At 61.3% G+C, this 24840-nt stretch carries 20 protein-coding genes and 1 pseudogene; 2 read left to right on the forward strand and 19 right to left on the reverse strand.

Annotated features, from left to right (window positions below; translation table 11 throughout):
* Positions 1-3: 3 nt before the first annotated feature.
* The 10 genes and pseudogenes from FKW19_RS04175 to FKW19_RS04220 all read right to left on the reverse strand — a co-directional run bounded on the left by FKW19_RS04175 (position 4) and on the right by FKW19_RS04220 (position 12059).
* Complete coding sequence (locus FKW19_RS04175; RefSeq protein ID WP_035378691.1) at positions 4-648, reverse strand: hypothetical protein; 645 nt, start codon at positions 646-648, stop codon at positions 4-6.
* On the reverse strand, positions 641-1051 hold the full coding sequence (locus tag FKW19_RS04180) for a hypothetical protein (RefSeq protein WP_035378692.1): 411 nt from the start codon (positions 1049-1051) through the stop codon (positions 641-643). Before FKW19_RS04180 ends, FKW19_RS04175 begins: the two co-directional genes overlap by 8 nt.
* A gap of 80 nt (positions 1052-1131) precedes the next feature.
* Positions 1132-2318: pseudogene (locus FKW19_RS04185) on the reverse strand (DUF932 domain-containing protein).
* Between the two features lie 149 nt (positions 2319-2467).
* Positions 2468-2830, reverse strand: a complete 363-nt coding sequence (locus FKW19_RS04190; protein WP_035378696.1) for a DUF6915 family protein — start codon at positions 2828-2830, stop codon at positions 2468-2470.
* Entirely contained in the window at positions 2820-3320 is a 501-nt protein-coding gene (locus FKW19_RS04195; RefSeq protein WP_035378699.1) for a DUF6878 family protein, read from the reverse strand. The genes FKW19_RS04190 and FKW19_RS04195 overlap by 11 nt, the downstream gene beginning before the upstream one ends.
* A 91-nt stretch (positions 3321-3411) precedes the next feature.
* Positions 3412-5502, reverse strand: coding sequence for a ParB/RepB/Spo0J family partition protein (locus tag FKW19_RS04200; RefSeq protein ID WP_035378751.1), 2091 nt, complete (start codon positions 5500-5502; stop codon positions 3412-3414).
* A 160-nt stretch (positions 5503-5662) separates the two neighbouring features.
* Positions 5663-6262 (reverse strand): glutathione S-transferase family protein, encoded by a 600-nt coding sequence (locus FKW19_RS04205; RefSeq protein WP_035378701.1) that lies wholly within the window; start codon positions 6260-6262, stop codon positions 5663-5665.
* 367 nt (positions 6263-6629) lie between these two features.
* Entirely contained in the window at positions 6630-9797 is a 3168-nt protein-coding gene (locus tag FKW19_RS04210; RefSeq protein ID WP_086898285.1) for an error-prone DNA polymerase, read from the reverse strand.
* On the reverse strand, positions 9794-11314 hold the full coding sequence (locus tag FKW19_RS04215; protein ID WP_370513144.1) for a DUF6504 family protein: 1521 nt from the start codon (positions 11312-11314) through the stop codon (positions 9794-9796). Before FKW19_RS04215 ends, FKW19_RS04210 begins: the two co-directional genes overlap by 4 nt.
* Positions 11244-12059 (reverse strand): ImuA family protein, encoded by an 816-nt coding sequence (locus FKW19_RS04220; RefSeq protein WP_232877465.1) that lies wholly within the window; start codon positions 12057-12059, stop codon positions 11244-11246. Before FKW19_RS04220 ends, FKW19_RS04215 begins: the two co-directional genes overlap by 71 nt.
* A 156-nt stretch (positions 12060-12215) precedes the next feature.
* On the opposite strand from FKW19_RS04220, the gene FKW19_RS04225 reads away from it, so the two are divergent.
* Positions 12216-14318: an ATP-dependent helicase gene (locus FKW19_RS04225; protein WP_052051223.1), complete on the forward strand. Its 2103-nt coding sequence runs from the start codon at positions 12216-12218 to the stop codon at positions 14316-14318.
* Positions 14319-14330: 12 nt separating this feature from the next.
* Positions 14331-14987, forward strand: a complete 657-nt coding sequence (locus FKW19_RS04230; RefSeq protein WP_035378708.1) for an SOS response-associated peptidase — start codon at positions 14331-14333, stop codon at positions 14985-14987.
* Between the two features lie 129 nt (positions 14988-15116).
* On the opposite strand, the gene FKW19_RS04235 is transcribed toward FKW19_RS04230, so the two are convergent.
* The 9 genes from FKW19_RS04235 to trbE all read right to left on the reverse strand — a co-directional run bounded on the left by FKW19_RS04235 (position 15117) and on the right by trbE (position 24839).
* Positions 15117-16082: a DMT family transporter gene (locus FKW19_RS04235; protein ID WP_035378710.1), complete on the reverse strand. Its 966-nt coding sequence runs from the start codon at positions 16080-16082 to the stop codon at positions 15117-15119.
* Positions 16079-16969 (reverse strand): pyridoxamine 5'-phosphate oxidase family protein, encoded by an 891-nt coding sequence (locus tag FKW19_RS04240; protein WP_035378712.1) that lies wholly within the window; start codon positions 16967-16969, stop codon positions 16079-16081. The genes FKW19_RS04235 and FKW19_RS04240 overlap by 4 nt, the downstream gene beginning before the upstream one ends.
* Before the next feature lie 97 nt (positions 16970-17066).
* Entirely contained in the window at positions 17067-17306 is a 240-nt protein-coding gene (locus FKW19_RS04245; protein ID WP_035378714.1) for a DUF2274 domain-containing protein, read from the reverse strand.
* A complete protein-coding gene (locus FKW19_RS04250; RefSeq protein ID WP_089179467.1) occupies positions 17299-18534 on the reverse strand; it encodes a TrbI/VirB10 family protein in 1236 nt (411 codons plus the stop codon). The genes FKW19_RS04245 and FKW19_RS04250 overlap by 8 nt, the downstream gene beginning before the upstream one ends.
* On the reverse strand, positions 18531-19538 hold the full coding sequence (trbG, locus tag FKW19_RS04255) for a P-type conjugative transfer protein TrbG (protein WP_089179468.1): 1008 nt from the start codon (positions 19536-19538) through the stop codon (positions 18531-18533). The genes FKW19_RS04250 and trbG overlap by 4 nt, the downstream gene beginning before the upstream one ends.
* Positions 19535-20218, reverse strand: a complete 684-nt coding sequence (gene trbF, locus FKW19_RS04260; protein WP_089179469.1) for a conjugal transfer protein TrbF — start codon at positions 20216-20218, stop codon at positions 19535-19537. The genes trbG and trbF overlap by 4 nt, the downstream gene beginning before the upstream one ends.
* The gene (trbL, locus tag FKW19_RS04265) at positions 20218-21624 is read right to left on the reverse strand and encodes a P-type conjugative transfer protein TrbL (RefSeq protein WP_089179470.1); all 1407 of its coding nucleotides are present in this window, start codon (positions 21622-21624) and stop codon (positions 20218-20220) included. The genes trbF and trbL overlap by 1 nt, the downstream gene beginning before the upstream one ends.
* A gap of 3 nt (positions 21625-21627) precedes the next feature.
* Entirely contained in the window at positions 21628-22398 is a 771-nt protein-coding gene (gene trbJ, locus FKW19_RS04270; protein WP_089179471.1) for a P-type conjugative transfer protein TrbJ, read from the reverse strand.
* Positions 22395-24839 (reverse strand): conjugal transfer protein TrbE, encoded by a 2445-nt coding sequence (trbE, locus tag FKW19_RS04275; RefSeq protein ID WP_150150572.1) that lies wholly within the window; start codon positions 24837-24839, stop codon positions 22395-22397. The genes trbJ and trbE overlap by 4 nt, the downstream gene beginning before the upstream one ends.
* Position 24840 lies beyond the last annotated feature (1 nt).

The raw sequence follows: 24840 nt of genomic DNA on the forward strand, positions 1-24840 counted from the left end.
CAATCATGAAAACCGGTCTCCTCCTACGGTAAACGTATATCGATTGGCGCGGATGGCGTCATCAATCACCCCATCGGTGGTTTGATAGTCCCATTCGCGTTCAAGAGAACGATACAGCCAGCGTGCCAGATCGCGCAGGGCCTCGGTAACCCCTTCCTCCGCGTCAGCCGTCATATCCTGATCCGACGGGCTGTCGCGACTGACGTCGATCCGCATCGTATATTCATGGTAATAGAGGCCGCGTTGGGTAATCCGCGCGGTCAGCTGGTAGAAATTCCACCTCTGGAGCGCAGTTAGCTGGTCTGCAATGGCATGAAGCGCCTCGTCCTGCGGCGCGTACTGACGGATTTTATGGGACGCACGCGGCGCATATTTGTAGACACCCTCGAACGAGGCGCCGTCCCCCTGACTGGAAAACCCCCGGAAATAGATGCAGGGATCGCATACGCTGGACGGGCCTGTCGAACGCCGTGATACCGTCGCAACGTCCACCCCGATTACGGCGCATATGCGCAGAAAGTCCTCATAGACAGCATCCCACCAGGGAAAAGCGTCCAGAGTATCCCGATACCAGCAACGGGCTTTTTCGCGAGCGGCAGCGGACAGTTCATCGATCTGATAAACGGTGACGGAGAGGATCTCAGGCATCAGGATCATCTCCTTCGAGAGCACCGGCCAGCCATTCGTTGGTGCTGGTCCAGCCGACGGATTTACCCGCCCCAAGATCAATGAGATGCGCGCCACCCCCGAAAGCGTCGAGACGGGGACGCGAACAGGTATTTGCATACTCCATTCCCCACAAACCGGAGAGTGAAAACGCTTCCGCGCATTTCAGCACGAATGCGATGACGCATTCCGGGTCGCCGCCAGACTCATCATGGATCCACAATTCAGAAGAGCCTTCCCTAGACAGCAGAAGGGAGAACCCGTCAGAGAGACAAAAACCATCTTCATCCTCCGTCTCGTTCCGATAGAGTTCCAGCGCTTTGAGCGCGTTTTCATGTGTTCTTACGTCGAGAAGGCAGGAGAAATGCGTAAAATAATCGGCCATTTTCGGACCCTCCATACAGAAAAAGCCCGGAACAAATCCGGGCTTTCGCAAAGGCAACGATGAAAAATGCAGCTGGAAGATCAGACCCGCTCCATGAGCTTGCGGGCCTTGCCTTCCAGATCGAGCCGCGTGTCCTGATTGCTCTTTGTGCGGGCAAAGGCCGTAATACCCTGCACGAAATCGAACACGCTTTCCGGTGGCCGGCCTTCCTCATGCAGGACCGTCTCGATGATTTTCGCCGTCTCGGGTTTCGAGAAGCCCTGTCGGCGCAGAAAACGCTCGCGGTCGTCCTCGTCACGGGCTACGATCTGCTTGCGTGATTCCTGAATTCCGGAAACGAACGATGCTGTGCTGGCGTTTGCGAAATTCCGCAGCGCAGGTGCAGCCTGTTGGACAAAGCGGGAGGCCGCAAACTTGCTGTGCCGGATCGTGATCTGCTGCAGATTTTCCTGCCCCCAGATCAACCGGTTCTGGCACACACCGCGCAAGTAGAAAGAGGCAATACCGAGGCTTTTGCTACCGACTTCGGAATTCCATGCGTAAAACCCCCTGAAGAAAAGATCAGGATCGCCATTTGGCAGCCGTCCCGCCTCGATCGGATGCGTATCATCGACGAGAAACAGGAAAACGTCCCTGTCCGAGGCATACAGGGTTGTGGTTTCCTTCGTGATGTCCACATGCGGATTATGGGTCATGGTCGCCCAGTCAATGACACCCGGTACTTTCCAGTTCGTATCCCCTGTTCCATTACCGGCAATTTTTCGCACCGCACCCACAAGCTCGTGGTCCCAGATCCGGCCGTAATCCGGCCCGGTCACGGCCCGCAATTCGACACGGCCGTCGCGGTCTCCAGCGTCTTGACCAGTTCCGCCCGATGGGACAGCAACCCATGCTGTAAGTTGATCGCGGCTAGCGGAGCCGGAAGATTACGCAGGTAAGACGACGGCGCGCTAACAAGGCTGCACAGTTGCCCGAAAGACCAATGGGTCGGCGCAACCGGCGCACTCTGGCCGGGGACAGACAGGGTCAGCCGCTCGGCGTTGTCGCGTGACGCGTCCACGCGGATGGCGCGGCTCTCCACCGTGCGCGCTGTCGCCCGTTCCGCACGGCTCAGGGTCGCCGCGTGCAGATCAGCGAGTGAGAGATAACGCTCGTCATCGGGCCGGGAATACCACTCGGACGCCACACGGTGGTCAACCCGGCCACGGGAAGGATCAATACGAAACCCGCTGGCGGGACGGGCTGAAGGAAGAACGGTCATGGTCATGGAAACTCTCCTCTTGCGCCGGATATTCGGCACAAAAGGCGAAGCCGCCCTCTCCCTCTTCAGGGCATGACCAACATGAAAAAATGCGGCTTCCGGAGACCGAAAGCCGCGTCATGACCATAGAGAATAATAGAGTGTTCAGAACGTTATCATGAGTTGTCGAGGTCGGTCTCCAGCATCTGATGCAGAGACTTCGCCCGTCCCATCCACGGTTGCGGCCGGATTTCCTTCAGCCAGTCTACAAAACTCGGGATAAAGCCGAAATCTTCGCGCATATGCTGCTCACCGATCAGCCGGACGGGCACGACCCTGCCCGTTGAAAGCGTAAGGGTGACACCAAATATCCGCTCCGCGAGGTAGATCCCTTCAGCATGATGCCGCAAGGCCCTGTGACGGAAGTCTGCCGATATCCGCTTGGACTCGTCGAAGAAGTCATGAATTGGCAGGAAATCGTCTACCGTTCCACCCCACTGCCGCACGGAAGAGAGGGCATGATGATAACTATGCGCCATGGTCGGCCTCCTCTGTCCAGCTATGTTCGTAATATTCCGAGGACGTATAGCGCTCGTTGAATTCAAGCGTGACGGTTCGCTCAGGCACGTCAAAAATGATATCGCCATATGCGCCATCATTATTTTCCCAGCCGCCATGCGTCTGTGCAAGGGCGTCGTAACAGACATTCTCGATCGCATCGTTGAGGGAGCCGGACACCTGGGTAACGTCAGCATCGGGCCATGACGTGGTCTTCATGGCAATTTCGCGCTGAAGAATGTCGGCCTGGTCTTCGGGCGTGACAGTGATATCCTCTATTTGGCCGCTGTCCCCCTCGCCATTAAAGGAGACCTTGACCTGGGTGATGCCGTGAAGGGCGAGTGTGGCGAATACAATCCGCCGGTTCTGCACCGCCGCATCTCTCTGCGCTGCTTCGTGACGTTGCCAGCGCAGCGTATAGTCAACCGGGGCAGCTTCAGGGGTGGCGGGGACGCCTGATGTTTCTGACATGACAAGCTCCATCGGATCATACAGTTGGAAGAAAGGGCGGGCCGTGACTCCGCGAACCTCGGGATCACGGCCCTGAGTGGTTGGGAAATGGTTATTCAGCGGCGATCTCGGCGTTCAGGAAGGCCGGCAGTTCCACGTCTTCCGCTGTGTGGTTCTGTTCCTCGTCAGGCGCGGCATGCTCAGGCAGCCCCGCACGCAGTGCTTCGGGCAACCAGCCGAAACCTTCGAGCAGCCGTTCCGCCTCACGGGCCATATCCGCTTTCTTGAGATGCGCGATCAGCCCCGCCGCCTGTTCACCGCGTGCTTCGCGCACGGCGTCCAGAATATGCGGCTTGGTCACGCGACCGAGATAGTTTTCGACCGTCGGCTGCCAGCCCGCCTCGACCGGATCAAGGCGCAGGGCCGATGCCAGCCGGTTGCTGCGGGCCAGTCGGCGCTCAATCGCGCGCGGAGAAACTGACCCGTGCGGATTGACCTTCTCGAACAGGGCATTCACCCCGAAAGAGAGGCAGTGCGCGAGAAGGGCCGAACGACTGGTCTCATCCAGCCGATCCAGCCACGCCCAGAGTTCGTCCTCGTCCTGCGGGAGATCCTGCTTCCATCCTTCGTGCCGCGCGCGCAGGGCATGGGCCGCCAGACTGCTGCCCAGATCGGGCGCCTGGATCGGGAACCCGACAACGCGCACCCCGCCTTCGAGGCAGGCACCGCTGCGATCGTCGCGGAACAGGCTGAGGCAGAGCGTGTGCAGGAATTCGGTCAGCGCCACATCAGGGTTGCTGGCAAACGCGTCCCGCAGGGCCAGCGTCCGCCATGCGGTCAGTTCGGAGAGCAGGCGATCCGGGATGGGGCGGCGGAGATCATCCTCGTCTTCGGCGTCGTCGGACGCGATGTGCTGTCCTGTCGCATCGGTGGTCGCGTTGTCAGCATGGTCTTCGGGAGCGTCGCCGTCTTCCAGGGCTGCCGCAGGATCGTGCGCGTCGGAGAGGTTTTCATCTTCAAGGTCTTCCGGATGGGCGAACCCGCGCTCGATCAGCAGCGTGCCGTCACTGTCGAGGCTGACGAAGGCCCCACCCCGCACGATGTCGCCCGGATCGAAAATTGCGGGACGGGTTTCAAGGGCTTCGATGGCCTGTTCAATCTCGCCAAGGCGATGATCGATTTCGTCGGGCAGTTCCTCGGCCTCGGCGTATTCGGCTTCTATGGTTTCCTGCTCCGCACGCAGGACGGCCAGACGTGCGGTCTCTTCCTCGGACAGCAGCGCCAGCGTCCCGTCGATCTCGATCAGGTGGCGGGTGTGCCCCCAGGGGAACGACAGGGCTGTCTCGACCCATTTCCAGCCTTCGGCCCTGACCTGCTCGGTGGCGGCCTGTAGTTTCTCCATCACGAGGCGGTCGAGAATGACAGGATCCTGCAGCCAGCCTCCATCATCGGCTTCGAACAGGTCGCGCATGACGTGACCGCCTGCCGCGACATAGGCGTCCAGACCGACAAACCGCGCACGAGCATCCGACGCCCTGACTGCCTTTTCCGTCAGCATCCGGCGAATGACGTAAGGTTCGCGATTATGGCTCTGGGCGACGATTTCCCAGACCTGCTCCTGACGCGCCGCGTCATCGCTGATGGAAAACGCCATGAGTTGCTCAAGCCGCATGCCGTCCTGTTCGTAGACGTCCAGCAGCTTTTCGGAGACGCTCATCAGGCGTAGACGCTGCTTGACGACCGTGACCGGCACGAAGAACGCCGCCGCGATTTCCTCCTCGGACATGCCTTTTTCGAGCATGTCGCGGAAGGCCCGGAACTGATCCAGCGGATGCAGGGCCACGCGCTGGACGTTTTCGGCGAGAGAATCATCCTCGGCGAGTATGGACGATCCTGCCTCGCGCACGACGCAGGGCACCGGGGCGGTCTTGTTCAGCTTCTTCTGCTTCACCAGCAGTTCGAGCGCGCGAAAACGTCGCCCGCCAGCCGGGACTTCGTAGGTGCCGGTCTCGGCCCCGCTGTCGTCGAGGACGGGGCGGACATTCAGGCTCTGCAACAGCCCGCGGCGCTCGATATCCTTGGCCAGTTCATCGATCGAAAGACCGGACTTCACACGCCGGACATTGGCTTGGGACAGGACCAGCTTGTTGAACGGAATGTCACGCGAGGAACTGAGCGCGATTTTGGAAACGGCGGTTGCCATGGCGAAAAACTCCATGACGGGCGGACAGGAGACTCTCTCCTACCCTCTCAACCCGTCACGGAATTCCCAACTTCACTTTCCCTCTTCATAGCCGCTTCGAGGTGCACGGCTTTCCCCATGAGGAAAGAACGGGCACGGATGTAGCCATGCGTAAAATCGCTTAGTGATCAACGGGAACATAGCCCGGCAGCTTTTCCATGTTATCGATCCAGCGCCGTAATGACGGGTAAGGATCAAGGGCGATGTCGCCCTCCGGCGCCAGTGCGAGATACGGATAGGCGGCACAATCCGCGATAGTGGGTCGGTCTGCTGACAGCCATTTCTGGGTGCTCAGATGCTGGTCAATGACCTTGAGCGTTCGCTGGCTGTTACGTACGGCATCGTCGTAACGCAGGGGATAGTCGAACAATTTCACAAGCCGTGCGTCTGCCGGACCATGCTGGATTTCATTGACGCTCACCGACAGCCACTCGATGACGGCTGCCCGGGTTGCCGGATCTGCCGGCCACCAGTCTGTCTTGCCGTATTTTTCCGCCAGATAGACGAGAATGGCCTGAGAATCCCAGATCACGGTCTCTCCGTCCTGCAGGACCGGTACCTGCTGCCAGGGGTTGAGGGCGGTGAACGCGGCTGTTTTATGTGCTCCTGCCACAAGGTCGACATCCTGAATGTCAAGTTCAATGCCCGTCAGCGCTGCGAACAGCCGAACCTTGTAGCAGTTTCCCGATGGGGGACAGTTGTAGAGTATTGGTAATGTCATAACCGGTCGTTCCTTGGTTTCTTCCGCCGGAGCAGATCACCTGTCCCCGGCGCATCAAGTTTGGAGACAAAACGAAATCAATGATCGACGCAAGGAGTGACCGGTCGGTACAATTCTGTTAACGCGCAATTCACCCCGCCATTCCCTGGCGTCGGGCGGTTGGAAAGGTGTTTTGCGCTGGGCGTATCCACCTCCTGCCTATTTCCCTACAGTGGACAACCGAAGCCGTTCACCGCGAGACCATAGGTCCAGGTGTTCTATTTGGCAGGCCACCCGACATAGGAGGCCGCCCAGTGCAAAAAGCGTTTCCACACGCCACTGACCACGGTAGCCAAAATGGGTGTCAAGGAAAAGCCTGAAGGTGCTTCTAATGGAAATTCCGTGACCTGAAACTGAGCCTGTCGAGACCCGAACTGGCCGGATCGTCGTCCCCTCCCCGCGCTCCGACCTGACGGAGCAATCCGGACAGATCGGTGAGTTCCAGCGTCACCAGATGCACGACATCCCCCTCGCGCTGGACGCGCCCCCTGGCGGCCACCATGCTGGCCGAGAGGATGATCGATCGGTATTTCTCGAAGATGTCGGGCCAGATGACCAGATTGGCGATGCCGGTCTCGTCCTCCAGCGTGATGAAACACACCCCCTCGCCGGATCCGGGCCGCTGGCGCACCAGCACCAGTCCGGCCGCTTCGACCCGTTTACCGTCACGCAGCACCATGGCCGTGCCGCAGGGCACGATCCGGCGTTGCCGCAGATCCTCCCGCAGGAACGACACGGGGTGGGCGCGCAAACTCAGCCCAAGATGGTTGTAATCGCCCACCACCTCGGCGCCGTCGGTCATCGGGACCAGCGCCATCGCCGGCTCGTCGGTTTCGCGGGACTGCGCAGCCGCGGCGAAGAGCGGCAGCGGTTCGTCATGCAGGCCCTTGATCGCCCACAGCGCCTCGCGCCGTGCCAGCCCGAACGCCGGCCGGAAAGCGTCGGCCTCTGCCAGACGCACCAGCGCTTCCTGCGGCACCCCGGCCCGACGCCACAGATCGTCGATCGAGGCGAACGGCCGCCGTAGCCGCGCCGCCACGAGCGCCGCCGCATGGGCGTTGGCCAGCCCCTTGACCAGGCTCATCCCCAGCCGCACCGCGAAACAGCCGCGATCGTCATCCTCGCCTTCAAGAGTGCTGTCCCAGCGGGAAGAATTTATACAGACCGGTCTGACCTCAATGCCGTGGTCCCGGGCATCGCGCACCAGTTGCGCGGGCGCGTAGAAACCCATCGGCTGGGAATTCAGAAGCGAGGCCAGAAACACGTCCGGATGGGTGCATTTCATCCAGGACGACGAATAGGCGAGAATGGCGAAACTGGCCGCATGGCTTTCCGGAAAACCGTAGGAGCCGAAACCTTCGAGCTGCTGGTAAATGCGCTGCGCGAACTCTTCCGGATAGCCCTTGCGCGTCATGCCTTCGAGCAGACGGGTCTGGAAATGGGACACGGTGCCGGTGTTCTTGAACGTCGCCATTGCCCGACGCAGCCCGTCCGCCTCGGCGGCGGTGAAGTCCGCGCAGACCATGGCGACCTGCATCACCTGCTCCTGAAACAGCGGTACGCCGAGTGTGCGCTTGAGCACCTCCTCCAGTTCCGGTGTCGGATAATCCGGCTCTTCCAGCCCCTCCCTGCGCCGTAGATACGGATGGACCATATCTCCTTGTATCGGGCCGGGTCTCACGATTGCGACCTCGATCACCAGATCATAATAGGTACGCGGCTTGAGGCGCGGCAGCATCGACATCTGCGCGCGGGATTCGATCTGGAACACGCCGATGGTGTCCGCCTTGCGGATCATGGCGTAGGTCCGGGGGTCTTCGGCCGGGATGGTCTGAAGCGTGAAATGCTGGCCCTTGTGCGCAGCGAGCAGGTCCAGCCCTTTTTTCATGCAGGTCAGCATGCCGAGCGCCAGGATATCGACCTTCATGAATTTCAGGGCGTCGATATCATCCTTGTCCCATTCAATGATCTGGCGCTGATCCATCGCCGCCGGCTCGATGGGCACCAGCTCGTCCAGCCGGTCGCGGGTCAGCACGAACCCGCCGGGATGCTGCGAGAGATGGCGCGGTACACCGATCAGACAGCGCGCGAGGTCCAGCGTCAGGCGGATGCACCGGTCGGTCAGATCGATCCCGGTCTCGGCAAATTTCTCTGCTTCGACATGCCGCGACCAGCCCCAGATCTGTTTGCTCAACAGAGCAATCACGTCCTCCGGTAGCCCCATCACCTTGCCGACGTCGCGCAACGCGCCCTTGGCGCGGTAGCGGATCACCACGGCGGTCAGCGCCGCGCGGTCGCGACCGTAATGATCGTAGACCCACTGGATGATCTCCTCGCGTCGAGCATGCTCGAAATCCACGTCGATATCCGGTGGTTCGCCCCGTTCCTCGGAAATGAACCGCTCGAACAGGAGCGTGGTGCGCGATGGGTCGATGGCGGTGATGCCGAGCACGAAGCACACGGCGGAATTGGCCGCCGAGCCCCGTCCCTGGCAGAGAATGTCCCGTCGCCGCGCTTCACGAACGATGGAATGCACCGTCAGGAAATACGGCGCGTATTGCATGCGCCCGATGAGCGTGAGTTCATGGCGCAAAATCGTCTCGACGTCCGGCGGGATTATGCCGCCATAGGTCTCCCGCGCCCCCTGCCATGTCAGGTCCTCCAGCGCCTGTTGCGGGGTCTGGCCCGGAATCTCGATCTCGTCGGGATACTGATAGGCCAGATCGTCCAGAGAGAACCGGCAACGTTCGACGATCTCCATCGTGCGGTCGATCGCCTCAGGATACCGCGCAAACAGCCGCGCCATCTCCGGCGGTGGTTTCAGGTAGCGGTCGGCGTGACGCTCCCGGGCAAAGCCTGCGTGCTCGATGGTGGTGTTGTGCCTGATGCAGGTGACGACGTCCTGCAGGATGCGGCGATCATGGGTATGGAACAGCACGTCGTTGGTGACGACAGTCTTCACGCGCTGGGCGTGGGCGAGATTGGCCAGGTCGTAAAGCCGCATCTGGTCGTTGGGGCGGCGGCGCAGGGTGAGCGCCATATAGGCGCGGTCACCGAACGCCTCCCGCAACCGCCGCAGATGCGCCGCACACTCCTCGTCGGCGACATCCGGCACCAGCACGGCGAGCAGTCCTTCGCCCCATTCCACCAGATCACGCCAGAGCAGGCGGCACTTCCCCTTCCCCGCCCGGGCCTTGCCGAGCGTCAGCAGGCGGCACAGCTTGCCATACGCGACCCGGTCGGTCGGATAGACCAGCACGGGCGGCGCGTCCTCCAAATCGAGGCGACAGCCGACAACCAGGCGCACCCCGAATTCCTTTGCGGCAAGATGCGCCTGAACGATGCCGGCAAGCGTGTTCCTGTCGGTAACACCGAGGGCCGTGATCCCGAGCGCCTTCGCCTGCCCGAACAGTTCACCGGGCGACGACGCGCCGCGCAGAAAGGAGAAATAGCTCGTGACCTGAAGTTCGGCGTAGCGCGGTGCCGAAGCGCTCATGCGAAGAGCCCATGCAGGAACCAACGTTGCGATCCGGTCTCGCCGTGTTCGCCGTCACCGGCGCGGAACAGCCAGAATCGCTCGCCAGACGTATCCTCGACGCGGAAATAATCCCGCGCCGTGGTCAGCTCCGCATCACCTTTCCACCATTCTCCGAATATTCTCTCCGGCCCGTCTGCGCATTTCACCTTGTGGCGCAGGCCTCGCCAGACGAAAAATACCGGAGGATGGTCGGGTAGCATGGCCATGGTCTCGATCGGCTCGGGTCGCGGCAACAGACGGGTCGGTCGCGGCCAGCCTTCGGGCCAGGTCGTATCCTGAATTGGCGCAAGCGGCGGTACTCGCTGAACTGAACGCTCGGGAACATCGCTTTCCACTGGCACAACGCGGTAAAGCGCCCCGCTGCCCAGCCGGTTGGCCAGTGTATCGACCAGTCCGGACAGATCGGCCTCCGGTTCTTCAATCAGGGATGAGACCTGCTGGCGCCGCTCCACTGGTTCGGCCAGCATGGCAATCAGTTCCATACGCTCGATGCCAAACCCGGGTTCGATGGTCTCAATCTGGTCAGACAGAAGACGCAGCAGATGCTTCGGATCGCGGACGGGCCGAGCCAGCGCGAGACGCACCGCCTGCACGGCGTTGTCGACACGATGCAGCAGGAGATCCAGTCGCCGTGCACCGAGGCCGCGTTCTTCGAGGCCGATGCAGAGCGGCGGCACCAGTTTGCCTATATAGCGCGCGATGGTTTCGGCGGCGGCAATTGGCTCGGCGAAGTTGCGCGACACCGCGACGGGATCGACCGGACGGATCGGCAGGATGGGTTCCTCCACCCTGCCATAGGCCTGATCCAGCCTTCGTGTGATTTCCGGACCGAAGCGCAGCACCAGCGGGGCGCGAGGCGCGTTCTCGAGATCGCGGACCCGAGTCAGGCCGAGGTCGGCCATTCCGGCAACGACGTTGGTCGGGAGGCGGAGAGCAGCGATCGGCATATCCGCCAGAGTAGCGACGTGCTCTCCGGGTGGAACGACAATCGCCGTGCCCGGCGTGGTGCGCGTGACAGCATAGGCTGCTCCGAGCGTATCAGCGACGGCGGCTCTCGCCGTGATACCGGATCCGTTCAGGCGACGAACAATGTCACGTAACATTGTGGCCTCACCGCCCAGGAGATGATCGGCTCCGGTGGTGTCGAGAACCAGCCCGTCCGCCGACTTGCCGGACGCATCGACCGCCACGATGGGACTGACCCGCTGCTGCAGCCACAGCGCCAGCCGTTCCAGCGCCGCACGGTCCGCTTCGGGCTGACCGTCCTGAACCGCCAGGCCCGGAATCAGCGCCTGCGCTTTGGCAACTGGCATTCCGATCACCACCCCGCTTTTACGGGCAGCGCGGTCGGCGGCCAGCACGACGCGACGACTGCCCTCGCGCCCCGCGAGGACCAGTGGCTGTTCAGGCGGAGGCGCGGCGTCGCCCTGCTCGCGGCGGAGCCGGTCGGTGGCCCAGAACGGAAGCCAGATCACCGTGGTTCGCCTCGGCTCCTGCTGTTTTGTCCGGACTTCCGGCAATCCGCAATCCTGCCTGTCCATTTCGTACCTCCACCTCGAAGTCGGCGCTTTCGCCGGATCGTGTCCGGATCAGTTCCAGCAACCAGCGGCTCTCCCCTACCCCCTGAACCGGCAGCGGCGCCGATGGCAGAAGCGAGACCCGCCAGCGTGTGGTGCTCGCCGTCGGCTGCCCGAAATCAGCGGCATCCCTCTGTCGTCTCCACCGTCGGAGGGCGAGACCGATGCCGCCACCGCTTTCAGCCGCGAGTTGCAACCGGCGCGAAGCCGTCATGGTCAGGCGACCGACTTCGGCGACCACCGCGCCCAGGCCCGGATGACGCAGTCCTTCCTCGAAACAGGCCAGCACGTCACGATCGGTGCCACTCTCGACAAAAAGCACCCGCGAGGGTGGAAGGCCAACCTGCTGAAGTGCGGGAGTAAACAGATCGGCAACTGTCACAATCCATAACACCTGACCTTGTGTACGTGCGGCGATACCGGCAGCAAAACGGGCGGCGGCAGCGGCGTTGAGGGCGTCGTTGCCGCCTCCAGCGATCTCATGCAGGGCTCCGAGAGTCAGCCCTCCACCGGGAAGTCTCCGGTCGATCTCCGCTAACCCAAAGGGCAGTGTGGCACGCTTGCGACTGGTCTGTCCTTCGAGACGACTGATCGCGGCCCGCAGCGTCTCCAGACCGGGTTTTTTATGGGTTTCAGCAGTCATGTCACGGCTCGGCGTCCCTTATGCAGGCAAATTTCCTGATTATATGTTCCTGATTTGTTCCAATCATGCTACGCAAGTCAATGCAAATTCGCTCTGTATCCGGCATGCTGGTTAGCGATGTTCGATCAGTATCGTTGATGAAAGTGCGCTAAGGAATTGAATCCAGAACCTTCTCCTGCTTCGGGCAGCGATGATTATCTGTCCCGTCTGAATGAGGCCCAGCGACAGGCTGTCACGCACGGGACCGGAGTCTCGACAGGCGGGGCGGATTCATCCCCGCTGCTGGTCATCGCCGGGGCTGGTTCGGGCAAGACCAACACACTGGCCCATCGGGTCGCGCATCTGATCGCCTCAGGGGCTGATCCGCGCCGCATCCTGTTGCTGACCTTCTCGCGCCGCGCCAGTGTGGAGATGACGCGGCGGGTAGAACGCATCTGCAAAACCGTGCTGGGCGACAAGGCCGGACCTCTCGCTGACGCGCTGGCCTGGTCTGGGACGTTCCACTCCATCGGTGCGCGGCTGCTGCGGGAGTATGCCCAGCAGATCGGCATGGATCCGGCGTTTTCGATCCATGACCGCGAAGATTCCGCTGACCTGATGAATCTGATCCGCCATGATCTGGAATTTTCCAAAACCGAGAAGCGGTTCCCCGGCAAGGGCACGTGCCTTGCCATCTATTCCCGTGTGGTGAATTCAGGCGCGCCGCTCGCCGATGTATTGCTGAAGCACTATCCGTGGTGCGCGGGCTGGGAAGCCCAGTTGAAACAGCTTTTCGCCGGTTATGTCACGGCGAAACAGGAGCAGAGCGTGCTGGATTATGACGATCTGCTGCTGTGCTGGGCGCAAATGGTCAGCAACCCGGTTCTGGCCGCAGATATCGGCGGCAAATGGGATCATGTGCTGGTCGATGAGTATCAGGACACCAACCGGCTGCAGGCGGAGATGCTGCTGGGCATGAAGCCCGATGGCCGAGGCCTGACGGTGGTGGGTGATGACGCGCAGAGCATCTATGCCTTCCGGGCGGCGACCGTGCGCAACATTCTGGATTTTCCAGTGTCTTTCGATTCCCCGGCGCGCATCGTGACGTTGGATAGGAACTATCGTTCCACGAAACCCATTCTGGATGCCGCCAATGCGGTGATCGGCGAGGCGACGGAGCGGTTCACCAAGGATCTGTGGACCGAGCGGGCTTCGGAGGAAAAGCCACGACTGGTCACTATCTGGGATGACACGGCGCAGGCCAACTACATTGCCGATCGAGTGCTGGAAGAGCGTGAGGCCGGAACACCAATGAAGCAGCAGGCTGTGCTGTTCCGGGCTTCGCACCATAGCGGCACGCTGGAGGTGGAACTGACCCGGCGCAATATTCCGTTCGTGAAATTCGGTGGCCTGAAGTTTCTCGACAGTGCGCATGTGAAAGATATGCTGGCGCTATTGCGTTTTGCCCAGAACCCACGCGACCGCATCGCGGGCTTTCGGGTATTGCAGCTTCTGCCGGGCGTGGGGCCGGGTTCAGCCCGGCGCGTGCTGGATACGATGGGCGAGAATGCCCATCCCTTCGAGGCGTTGAAGGATGTCAAAGCGCCACAGCGGAGTGGTGAGGTCTGGGCGGGTTTCGTGAATATGCTGACCGCTCTCGGCAGCCATCAGGTCGGCTGGCCGGGCGAGATTGCAGCCGCGCGGTACTGGTATGAGCCACATCTGGAGCGGCTGCACGAGGACGCCTCCACCCGTCTGGCCGATCTGGTGCAGCTTGAGCAGATTGCCGGAGGGTACCCGTCACGCGAGAAATTCCTGACCGAACTGACGCTGGACCCGCCGGATGCCACGTCCGATCAGGCTGGCGTGCCGTTGCTGGATGAAGACTATCTGATCCTCTCGACCATTCATTCCGCCAAGGGGCAGGAGTGGAAGAATGTGTTCCTCATGAACGTAGTCGATGGCTGCATTCCGTCTGATCTGGCGACGGGCGAGCAGGACGATATCGAGGAGGAACGCCGCCTGCTCTATGTGGCCATGACGAGGGCGAAAGACAGTCTCGATATCATGGTGCCGCAGCGTTTCTATGTGCATGGCCAGCACAGCCGGGGCGACCGACATGTCTATGCTTCACGTACACGCTTCATCGACCGGGACATGCTGCCATTGTTCGAAGCCGTGTCATGGCCTGTCGTGAAACCGGAAGAGCAGGCAAGGCAGGAGGCGGTGAAGTCGGTGCGGATCGATATGGCAGCCAGATTACGCGGCATGTGGTCGTAAGGGAGCAGGCGGATGTGCAATCTCTATTCCATGACTTCCAACCCGCAGGCGATCCGCGAGATCGCGAAAGTTCTTGAGGATCGCACGGGCAATCTCCAGCCGCTGCCGGAGATCTACCCGAATACGATGGCGCCGATTGTGAGGAACGGGGAAGGCGGTCGTGAACTGCTCATGGCCCGCTGGGGTATGCCGACTCCCCCCGGTTACCTGAAAGGCCATAAGGTGGATCGCGGTGTGACCAATATCCGCAATCCGGGATCTGCATGGTGGAAGCGCTGGGAAGGGGTGGAGCACCGCTGTTTGGTTCCGCTGACAGCGTTCTCGGAACCCGAGCGTTTGCCTGATGGGAAATCACAGCCTGTGTGGTTTGCCCGCAGCGACGGAGAGCCGCTGGCTTTCTTTGCCGGTATCTGGTGCCGATGGACATCCGTGCGGAAACTGGCTGATGGAGAGACAACGGATGACCTGTTTGGATTTCTGACCACCGAGGCAAACCGGGAAGTTGGAGCCATCCATCCGAAAGCCATGCCGGTGATTCTGACGCAGCCGGATGAGCTGGATGTGTGGATGAATGCGCCAGCAGAGGAGGCGCTGGGGCTTCAACGGCCTCTGTCAGATGGGCGTTTGGCCCGTCGTGAACCACCCTACCTCGTGGAAAATGGAAGCTAAAATGGGATCATACTTCTTGCATTTTTCATCCCGGATATAAGTAGAAAAGACGAGTGCAACAAAAATCCCAAGTATGCTGATCTCTCATCAATCAGAGTTAATCGTGTGGTGATCTCCATATCGTTGGGCTCATACTTCCCGAACGTGCGAGACATCGCCGCCATTGGTCGGCGGTGCAGAGGCCTGCCGGAAAGACGAACACACCAGACCCAAAGCAATCGCTACAATGCCTGTAGCGTGCCAGAGATGCAGACGTTCGTGAAGAAACAACGTCGAGAGTATGACTCCAAAGGCCGGGATCAGATGAATGCTCAGGCCTGCACGTTCCGCACCAAAAAATCTGACAGCGCGCATGTAGAGTAAATAGGCCAGAACGGACGGAAAAATGCCCACATATAAGGCAGCTGCGGCAAATGAAATCGTCCAATGAGCAGATGTCGCACTTATCGGAGCGATGAACCAGAGCGGCAACAGGAGGCAGACGCCGATCGTGATATGAGCACCCAGCACACCCAACCGGTCGAGGTCTGCCGGCAGGCGACGGATCCAGAGCGTGTAAAACGCAAAGCAAGCCATCGCAGCAAGGACAACAGCATCTCCCGGCACGAGCGCGAGGGCGCTCCATTGTGACCATTGGCCGTGCAGAACCAGCGTGAACACGCCCAACAACGAAAGTATCAGACCAGCGCCCTGAGCGAGTGTAAGTCGCTGCCGGTAAAAGATCGCACCGAAGAAAACAATCATGAGTGGTATCAGCGCGTTCATCAGAAGGGCGTTGCTCGCCGTGGTCGTTCGTACACCAACATAGATCAGGGCATTGAAGCCGACGATCCCTGTAAGCGCCGTCCCGAGCATAAGCCAGCGATGCTGCCAATAACGAGGAGCATCACGGCGCATGATAGGGAGCGCAAACGGCGACAGGCAGACAAAAGCAACGACCCAGCGGACGGTCAACAGGGTCAGGGGTGCGGTCAGATCGCGAACCGCACGGCTGACGATAAAATTTCCGGCCCAGAACAGCGGTGGCAATCCAAGTGACGCATACGCCATAACACGCTCTACGATGCGTGGAGTACGAATGCGGTTTGCGGTCATACGTCGTGGCTCGACGATACGATCCCAATATCAGGTCCCTCCACCCAACCGAGCGACAGAGCCTTCCTGCGTCGGATCACCTCTCGAATACGCACATCAAACGAACGCCCTGCACCGCTCCACGAAACAGACGCCTCACCCGTCAGATGCAGAAGATCACCGTTGTCGAAATTGATGAAGAGAAGACCAGCCCGAGGATTTTCCAGAAAGTTTCCAAACGTGTTGAAATAACGATTACCTGGGTAATCCGGAACAGTCAGGACATCACCGTTGAGCTGCACAAAACCTGATGGTCCGCCGCGATGCGAGACATCCATGCCGCCGTGGACGACAGACGATGCGCAGGAGGCGATGAAGAATGTGCTGGCGGTCATGATGACGTCGCGCGCCTCAGCGTCTGGTGCCGGATATCTCTCCACGGCACCGGGTAATCGAAGCAGCGATCGTGGCTCACGTGGGCGGATATATTTTGGACAGTTTCCGAAACTCTGCAGAACGCGCATCCGGATGCCGTCCGCGTCGTTCGCCAGAACGGTGCCGTTGGCGCGGTTGCGTCGGCGTGTCGCAAACTCGATCCCGAGGATCGCGATCGGGCGTTCCGGCGCCAGCGCTTCAGCCACAGGATCTCCTGATAGGGGATGCCAGGCGAGATGAAGTGTTATCTCGTCAGGACTTGAGAGAAAGCCGGGCACGCCGGTAGCAAGCGTTGCAACCGGCCAGCCGTCGGGAGAAAGGGCACCCAGCACGACATAAGGCAGCGATGCAAAGAACGTGCGATGCTGCTCTGTCATGAAGGAGCGAATGAAAGTGCTCGAAGGTGCGGCCACGCCAGCCAGTGCCTGCGCACGCCGTTCGCCCTCGTGAAATGCGGTCGCCGTGTTATCCATCGTCGTGATCCGTCATGTCGGAACTGAATGAGGCAAACATGCCACGTAGCATCTCCGAGCAACAATACAGAACGGTCCGTTTATTGGCTATTCACTTTCAGGGTTTTTCGCCTTCCTCCTTCCGTTTCTTGAGGAACACACGATCACGTTCGATGAACCGGGCCACCATAATTGGAACCAGACGGGCCGGGTTCTTGCCGACATTGGTGTCGTCGCCATTCTCCTCCGCGAGAAAACGGGCATACAGAAGAAGGTCACGATGAATGTCCGCGGGAAAGGCAATCGTCATCCGGACAGGACGACTGTCGGGAATTGCGGTGATACGAAGCTTATCCATTGCGATGTTCTCCTTTCGCAACATAAGGTTTGAGTATCAGGTCGCGCCCCAGCAGAAGCGTGAACGGCAGACCGGGACGGTCGGTGAGGGTTGGCTGAATATCGAGTGAGCGGTCGACCAGCCGGTATCCCACCTGAGAGAACCCGTTGCTGGCGCCACTGCGAATGGCCTGGGCGAGATTGTTCTCGCTCTGGCTCGTGCCAGCTTCCGACCCGACGCTGAGCAGCGTGGTCACCAGTGCGGCTTTGAACAACTGGCCCCAGTGGTTGTTCACCTCGTCCGACAGGCCGGACTGGCCGATCGCGTCGGCGCCGGGCAGTTTCTCCAGCACGAGGCTTTCGCCGTCCGGGAAAATCAGCCGGGTCCAGATGATCTGGGTGCGTTGCTGCCCGAAGGAAATGCCGCTGTTATAGGCACCGAACAGCGTACTGCCCTGCGGGATCAGGAGATAGCGCCCTGTCGGGCTGTCATAGACGTTCTGGGTGACGTGCCCGACGATCTGGCCCGGAAGATCGGAACTGATCTTCGTGTTCAGCGCGCCCGCAATGACCGTTCCGGCCTGAAGCACGTAAGGGGAGAGGAGCGGCAAAATCCGATCGGGGCTGATGGTCTGCCGGTCAGGTTGACCCGCGAGAAAGGCCCGGTTCTCTGCCTGTGGTCCGGTGCTGGTCGTTCCTGCACCCTGGCCAGGGGACGCTGAGGTCGCAGATGAAGCCGGCTGCACGTCATGCTGATCACGCACATCGACTGAGGCAAACAGTTTGCTGCCAATGGCGGCATCAATTTCCTGCTGAGCCCGACGCGCATCCTCGTTGCCGATCGCATTGGCAGGGATTGATTTGCCCTGCCGCTGCGCGTTGAGGATTGGCCTGCCCAGATCACCGGGAAGCGCGGGTCCGAGCCTGGGCACATTGGAATAATCTTTCGGGAGGTTGTCCAGACCTGCCGCAGATGGTGGGGACGCATTGTCCGGACCGACTGATGCTGACGGCGCTCGATGGCTGGCTTCCAACGCATATCCGAGGGCGAACGCCACGACGATGACGCCGATCCCCCCGAGTGACCAGATCACCGTCCGCGACAGACGCACGACGCGTGGACGCTCGGCACGGAGGCGCAGATCGGGGGGCGTCGCCGGTGGGGCCGGGTTTCCCCCATTGGGCGGGGCATTCTGATCAGGGCGTGGAGCGGTGTCCTGCCCTGCCCCCTCTTCTCTGTCCTCGCTCATGACGGCCGCCCGTCAGTGCGCACGATGCGCACGCGCTGCTCGCTGGTCTTGTCGCCGAGACGCAGCTCGGCCGCGGCGAACAAGCGGTCAACGATCATCCAGTTCTGGCGGACCCGGTAATTGACCAAAGCCGGGTTCCCGTCCGGCCCCAGCACGAAAAGAGGTGGCAGATCCCCCTGCCCGATCCCGCTCGGGAAAGCGATATAGACTTTGCGTCCGTCATCGAAAGCCCGCGAGGGCAGCCACGGGGGCACCCCGCCTTTTGCTGGCTGTATGGCGTAGCGAAAATGCAGATCGTCGAGATTCAGCCCCGCATCCACAGGAGCCTCTTCTTCGGCGTCGTCATTCTGACGGTGCAGCGCGATCAGATCGTCCTCGGGATAGTCCCACGACACGGACGCCATGTAGGTCGCCGGTGTGGAACGCAGTTCCGCCAGGTAGGTCCGGCGGTCGGTATTGACGATCAGATTGGTCGTGAGATCGGGACGGGTCGGCTTGACCAGGATATGGACACGCTTGGCAGTACCACTGCCGCTCGATGTATCCCCGATCACCCACCGGACGGTGTCACCAGCGGCAACCGGCCCGCTTCCGACCAGCTTTTCGCCGGGCTGGAGCATGATGTCGGTAATGTCACCGGGCGACGCGTAGACCTGATAGAGCGCGCCGGGACTGTAGGGATAAACCTGCACGGCATTGATAAATCCCGCCCGCGTCGGCTGGATCCGGGCGGCGACGTTCGCCTGAATCACACGCACGGTCGGATCGGCAACCTCCGGCGCACCTCGCCGGGCCTGGACGCTGCGCGACGGCAGGCGTTTCAGTTGGCCCGGCAGCGGCAAAGGTCTGGCGATTTCCACCACCTGCACCGGTTTGGGTGGATCGGGCAGGCGTGTAGCCCGCGCCGCATCATCATAGCGAATGGCGGGCGGATGATACTGTCCGGCACAGGCGGACAGGGTGAGCAGCGCCAGCGGCAGGGCGCGCAAGACCATGCGGATCATTGTCCGAGTTCCTTCGACCAGTTGATGGCGGTGACATAGATGCCAAGCGGGTTTTTCCGCAGGCGATCGGCCGTGCGTGGGGTGACGATCATGACCGTGAGAATAGCGGTCCAGCGTTCGGTTCCCGTGAAGGCGCCGTCGCGGTAATGCCGTTCGGTCCAGGCCACGCGGAAACTGCCGGGCGATGCCCGGATGACCGACGACACATCGACCTCGACCTGTTCGTGGCCGACCCGTGAGAACGGGTCGTTGAGGCGGGCATAGTCGTTCAGCGCCTGTGCGCCGGAAATCATGGTGAACTCGTAGGCCTGCAGCCAGTTCTGCCGCACAACGACAGGATCGGCGGACAGGCCACGCACATCTTCGATGAAGCGCGCCAGATACCACGACACCTGCGGATCGGTCGGAACATAGGCCGAGGTCGCTGGGCCGATCACCTGTGTCTGGCCGAGTTTGTCGACCTGCACGACCCAGGGGACGATGGTGCCACGCGCGGACTGCCAGACCAGGCCGATCCCGAGTGCTGCCGAGAGGAACAGACTGCCAAAAGCCATCAGCCGCCAGTTACGGGCCTGCACACGGGCGGAGCCGATCCGGTCATCCCAGATCTGGGCTGCGTGTTGATAGGGTGTCACGGGTTCGGGTGTGATCCCGTAGCGTGTGGTAGAGCGACGGAACATCATTGTTTCTCCGAAAGATCGATGGCTGCCGATCCACCGCCGCCATCGGCGGAGCGGATGACATGGGCCGCTTCGGCCGCGTGGGTCGCGGCATTGCGACGCTTCATTTTTTGTGCCCAGCGTGGGGGCTTGCTGTCGGGAGCAGAGCCGGCGCCGCCGCCTTGACCTTTGCCGGCGCTGTCTGACGGGCCGGCAGAATTCCCGCCACCCGCCTCGGAAGCGGCTCCGCCGGTAAAGCGCCCCCCTGTTGCGGTGAAGGCGCCACGAGCACCGGCGCCGTAACTCTGTTTCATGGACGCTGCGGCCCCGGACGCCCTGCTCTTTGCTGCGTTCATGGCTGCGGCACCTGGTGCGCGGGCGACACCACCAAGCCCGGCGGCCATGCGCGCGCCCGCGCTCCCACCCGCGGCGCTCATGGCTCCCATGGAATAGGCGCTTGAGGCCGCCCCCGCCGCAGCGGCCCCGCCACGAGCGGCTGCTGCCGTGGCGGCCAGAGCCGCGCCACCACCGGAGGCGATGGCGGCAGGGGCGGCGACAGCCGCCGCTCCCATGGCGCCGACCGCCATACCGGTGCCGACAGCAGCACCCGCGCCAAGTTGTGGGGCGCCGGAGATCAGGCCGTTGGCCAGTGAACCGCCGAAAATCGCAAGCCCGACCATGCACAGGGAGGCCAGAACCACGGACAGCGCCTGTCCGATGGTGGGCGAACTGTTCCCGTAGGAGGTCGTGAACTGTTTGAAGAGGCCGGAGGCGACGGCGGAAATGACGGCCAGCACCATGATCTTCACACCGGACGAAACGACGTTCCCGAGAACCTTCTCGGCCAGAAAGGCCGTCCGGTTGAACAGGGCGAACGGGATCAACACGAACCCGGCGAGGCTGGTGAGCTTGAATTCGACAATCGCGACGAAAAGCTGCACCGCGAGGATGAAGAAGGCCGCCAGCACGATGAACCAGCACAGAAGCAGCACGAGGATCTGTACGATGCTGGCAATTGCGCCGAAGGAAAACACCAGTTTGCTGGCCGCATCAAGCAGCGGTTGTGCGGCGGAGAGGCCGGTCGCGGCCAGCCGTCCCGGATGCATGAAATCGGCAAGTGTCAGCGTTCCCCCGCCCGCTTTAAGACCGAGCGCGGCGAAGCTGTTGAAAACGACGCTCGAGAGATGGCTGAAATGGTTGATGACGAAGGCAAAGAAGCCGACATAAAGCGTCTTTTTGACCAGACGCTGGACAATGTCCTCGTCCACCGCCCAGGCCCAGAACAGCCCGGCCAGCAGCATATCAAGGACGGAGAGCGATCCGGCGAGGGACACGACGCTGCCCCGCAGCAATCCAAAACCGGAATCGATGGTGGTCTCGAAGGTGTTCAGGAACCCGTCGATAATCCCGACATTACTGGCGTCCATCGATCAGTCTCCCGAACCGGGAACGGAGACAGTCTCGGGAACATAGGCGTCGTACTGCGCGAAATGCTGGTATTGTGCCTCGGCGCCGGCTTCGTTCGCAGCCTGTCGGGCACGTTCCAGTTCAGCAGCCCGGCCGTTGGCGGCAAGCTCCGCCTGAATGTCAGATAACTGGCGGGATTGCAGGGCCATAAGCTGGTTTCCGGCCTGTGCCGCCTGCAACGCACCCGCAGAGTTCTGGCTGGCCGAGACCAGTTGCGTCATGGCCGAACTGTCGGTTGGGATGTTGCCGACCACCCGGGCCTGCAGTTTCAGGGCATCCTCGAACCCACCGACGGAATTCTGCCAGCGTGTCTGTGCCTGACTGAAGAGGGTGCTGTCAGACATGCCGGACGAGACGGATGTGTAGGACTGCTGATACTGCTGCTCGACCGACTGGACGCTATAGGCAATGTTCTGCGCCTGCGCGAGGAGTGCTGTCGTCTGGGAAATCGTCGATTGCAGCGTCGAAAGTGTCGAAAGCGGGAGGCTCGCCAGATTGCGACCCTGATTGACCAGCATCTGCGCCTGGTTGGCCAGCGATGTGATCTGGTTATCAATCTGCTGAAGAGTCCGTGCTGCGATGAGAACATTCTGGACATGGTTGGCTCCGTCATAGACCGCCCACTGCGCACAGGCAGGGACGACCGGCATGAGAAAAAACAGAACGGCGCCCACAGCTGCGGTATAACCGCTACGGAAATATTTTGCCCGAATACGGAAAGATCTTTCCGTCATGGCACGCCTCCGTGTCGCAGAAGGTCCGAGGCCCACGGCACACCACGCGCCTCAAACCACGCGGGCAGAAAGCCCTCCCGCCCGTGCTCCGCCAGCACAGCATCAATCAGACGATGGTCGTCCTTCCCTGAAGCCGCACACAGGGCGAGTGCCACCGGCCCGAGCCCGAGTTCGAAGAGACGATTGCCGCGCTGGGTCTGGCAGTAATATTCCCGCTTCGAGGCCGCGCGGGCGATGATGGCGATCTGACGGTCGTTCAGACCAAAGTCGCGATAAATCGCCATGATCTGCGGTTCGATGGCGCGCTCGTTGGGCAGGAAGATCCGCGTCGGGCAGCTTTCGACCACGGCCGGGGCAATGGGCGAGTTGGCGATATCCGACAAAGACTGGGTTGCGAAGATGACGCTGGCGTTTTTCTTGCGCAGGGTTTTCAGCCATTCCCGCAACTGGCCGGAGAAATTCCCGTCATCGAGAACGAGCCAGCCTTCGTCGATCACCAGCAGGGTGGGTCGTCCGTCCAGCCGTCCTTCAATGCGATGGAACAGATAGGACAGCACGGAGGAGGCTGCGCCGGAGCCGATCAGCCCCTCGGTTTCGAACACCACCACATCGGCATCACCCAGGCGCTCGGTGTCAGCATCAAGCAGGCGACCGTAGGGACCGCCGAGGCAGTAGGGTGCGAGCGCCTGTTTCAGTGCGTTGGACTGAAGAAGTGCGACCAGGCCCGATAGGGTCCGCTCCTCCTCTGGGGAGGACGCGAGGGAATTCAGGGCCGACCAGAGATAGGATTTCACCTCCGGCGTCAGCGCGACGCCTTCACTGACAAAAATCTGGCCCAGCCATTCGCTGGCCCATTTGCGCTCATCCGGATCATCAATCCGGGCCAGAGGCTGGAGTGAAACGCCGGGAAAGCCGTCCACACCCAGCCCGTCCTCATCCGTCAGACCACCACCGAGATCATGCCAGTCGCCGCCCATGCCGAGTGTTGCGGCGCGCATGGAGCCACCAAAATCGAAAGCGAAGATCTGCGACCCCACGTAGCGCCGGAACTGGAGCGCCATCAGCGCCAGCAGCACTGACTTCCCCGCTCCCGTCGGTCCTGCGATCAGCGTATGACCCACATCGCTGGCATGGAGAGAAAACCGGAACGGCGTTGCTCCGGCGGTCCTGCCGTAGAAGAGCGGCGGCGCCCTGAAATGGACATCCTGCTCCGGCCCGGCCCAGACGGCGGAGAGCGGGATCATATGCGCCAGATTCAGGGTCGAGACCGGGGGCTGGCGCACATTGGCATAGACGTGACCGGGCAGACTGCCGAGCCATGCTTCGACCGCGTTCAGAGTCTCGGTCATACAGGTAAAGTCGCGACCCTGAATGATCTTTTCCACAAGACGGAGTTTTTCGGAAGCGATGCCGGCACTGCCATCCCAGACCGTGACGGTCGCGGTGATGTAGGCTTGCCCGACATCGTCAGCACCGAGCGACTGAAGCGCGAGGTCGGCATCGGCCGCCTTGTTGGCGGCATCATTGTCCACCAACACGGATGCTTCGTTGGTCATGACTTCGCGAACAATGGCCGCGATGCTCTTGCGTTTTGCGAACCACTGACGCCGGATCTTCGTCAGCACCTTGGTGGCGTCGGTCTTGTCCAGAAGAATGGCACGGGTGGACCAGCGATACGGCATGGCCAGACGGTTCAGATCGTCCAGAATTCCGGGAAAGGTGCGGCTGGGGAAACCCGTAATCGTCAGGGTTTTCAGGAAGGCATCGCCGAGTTTTGGCTCCAGCCCGCCCGACAGCGGCTGATCGACCAGCAGGGCATCCAGATGCATCGGGATTTCCGGCACCCGGACACGCTGGTTCCGGATGGAGATGGTACTGTGCAGATAGGTCAGCGTCTCGCCGTCATCGAGCCAGACTGCCTCGGGCATGAATCCATCGAGCAACGCCAGAAGACGGTCGCTGCGGTCAATGAAAGAATTCAGTATGCCGTGCGGATCCGGCCCGTCGTGCTCCCTGCCCTCATAAAGAAACCGTTCAGCGCGACCTGATGATTCCGCCGGTGGTAGCCAGACTACAGTCAGGAAATACCGGCTCTCGAAATGCGCGCCCTCATCCTCGAACTGTTCCCGGCGCTCCAGATCCACCATCTGGCTGGCGGCGTCGGGAAAATCGCTCTCGGGATAGATCGTCGCAGGCACGCGCTGCGCTTCTACGAACACTGCCCAGCCGGAACCGAGACGCCGCAAGGCATTGTTCAGCCGTCCGGTGACGCCGACAAGCTCGGCCGGTGTGGCGGAATCCAGATCCGGACCACGAATGCGCGCGGTGCGCTGAAAGGAGCCGTCCTTGTTCAGGACGACACCTTTTTCGACCAGCGCGGCCCAGGGCAGGTAATCCGACAGAAGTGCCGCACGATTGCGATATTCGCCAAGGGACATCATC

The organism is Acetobacter sp. DmW_125128, from assembly GCF_008704325.1.
Classification (GTDB): Bacteria; Pseudomonadota; Alphaproteobacteria; order Acetobacterales; family Acetobacteraceae; genus Acetobacter; species Acetobacter oryzifermentans.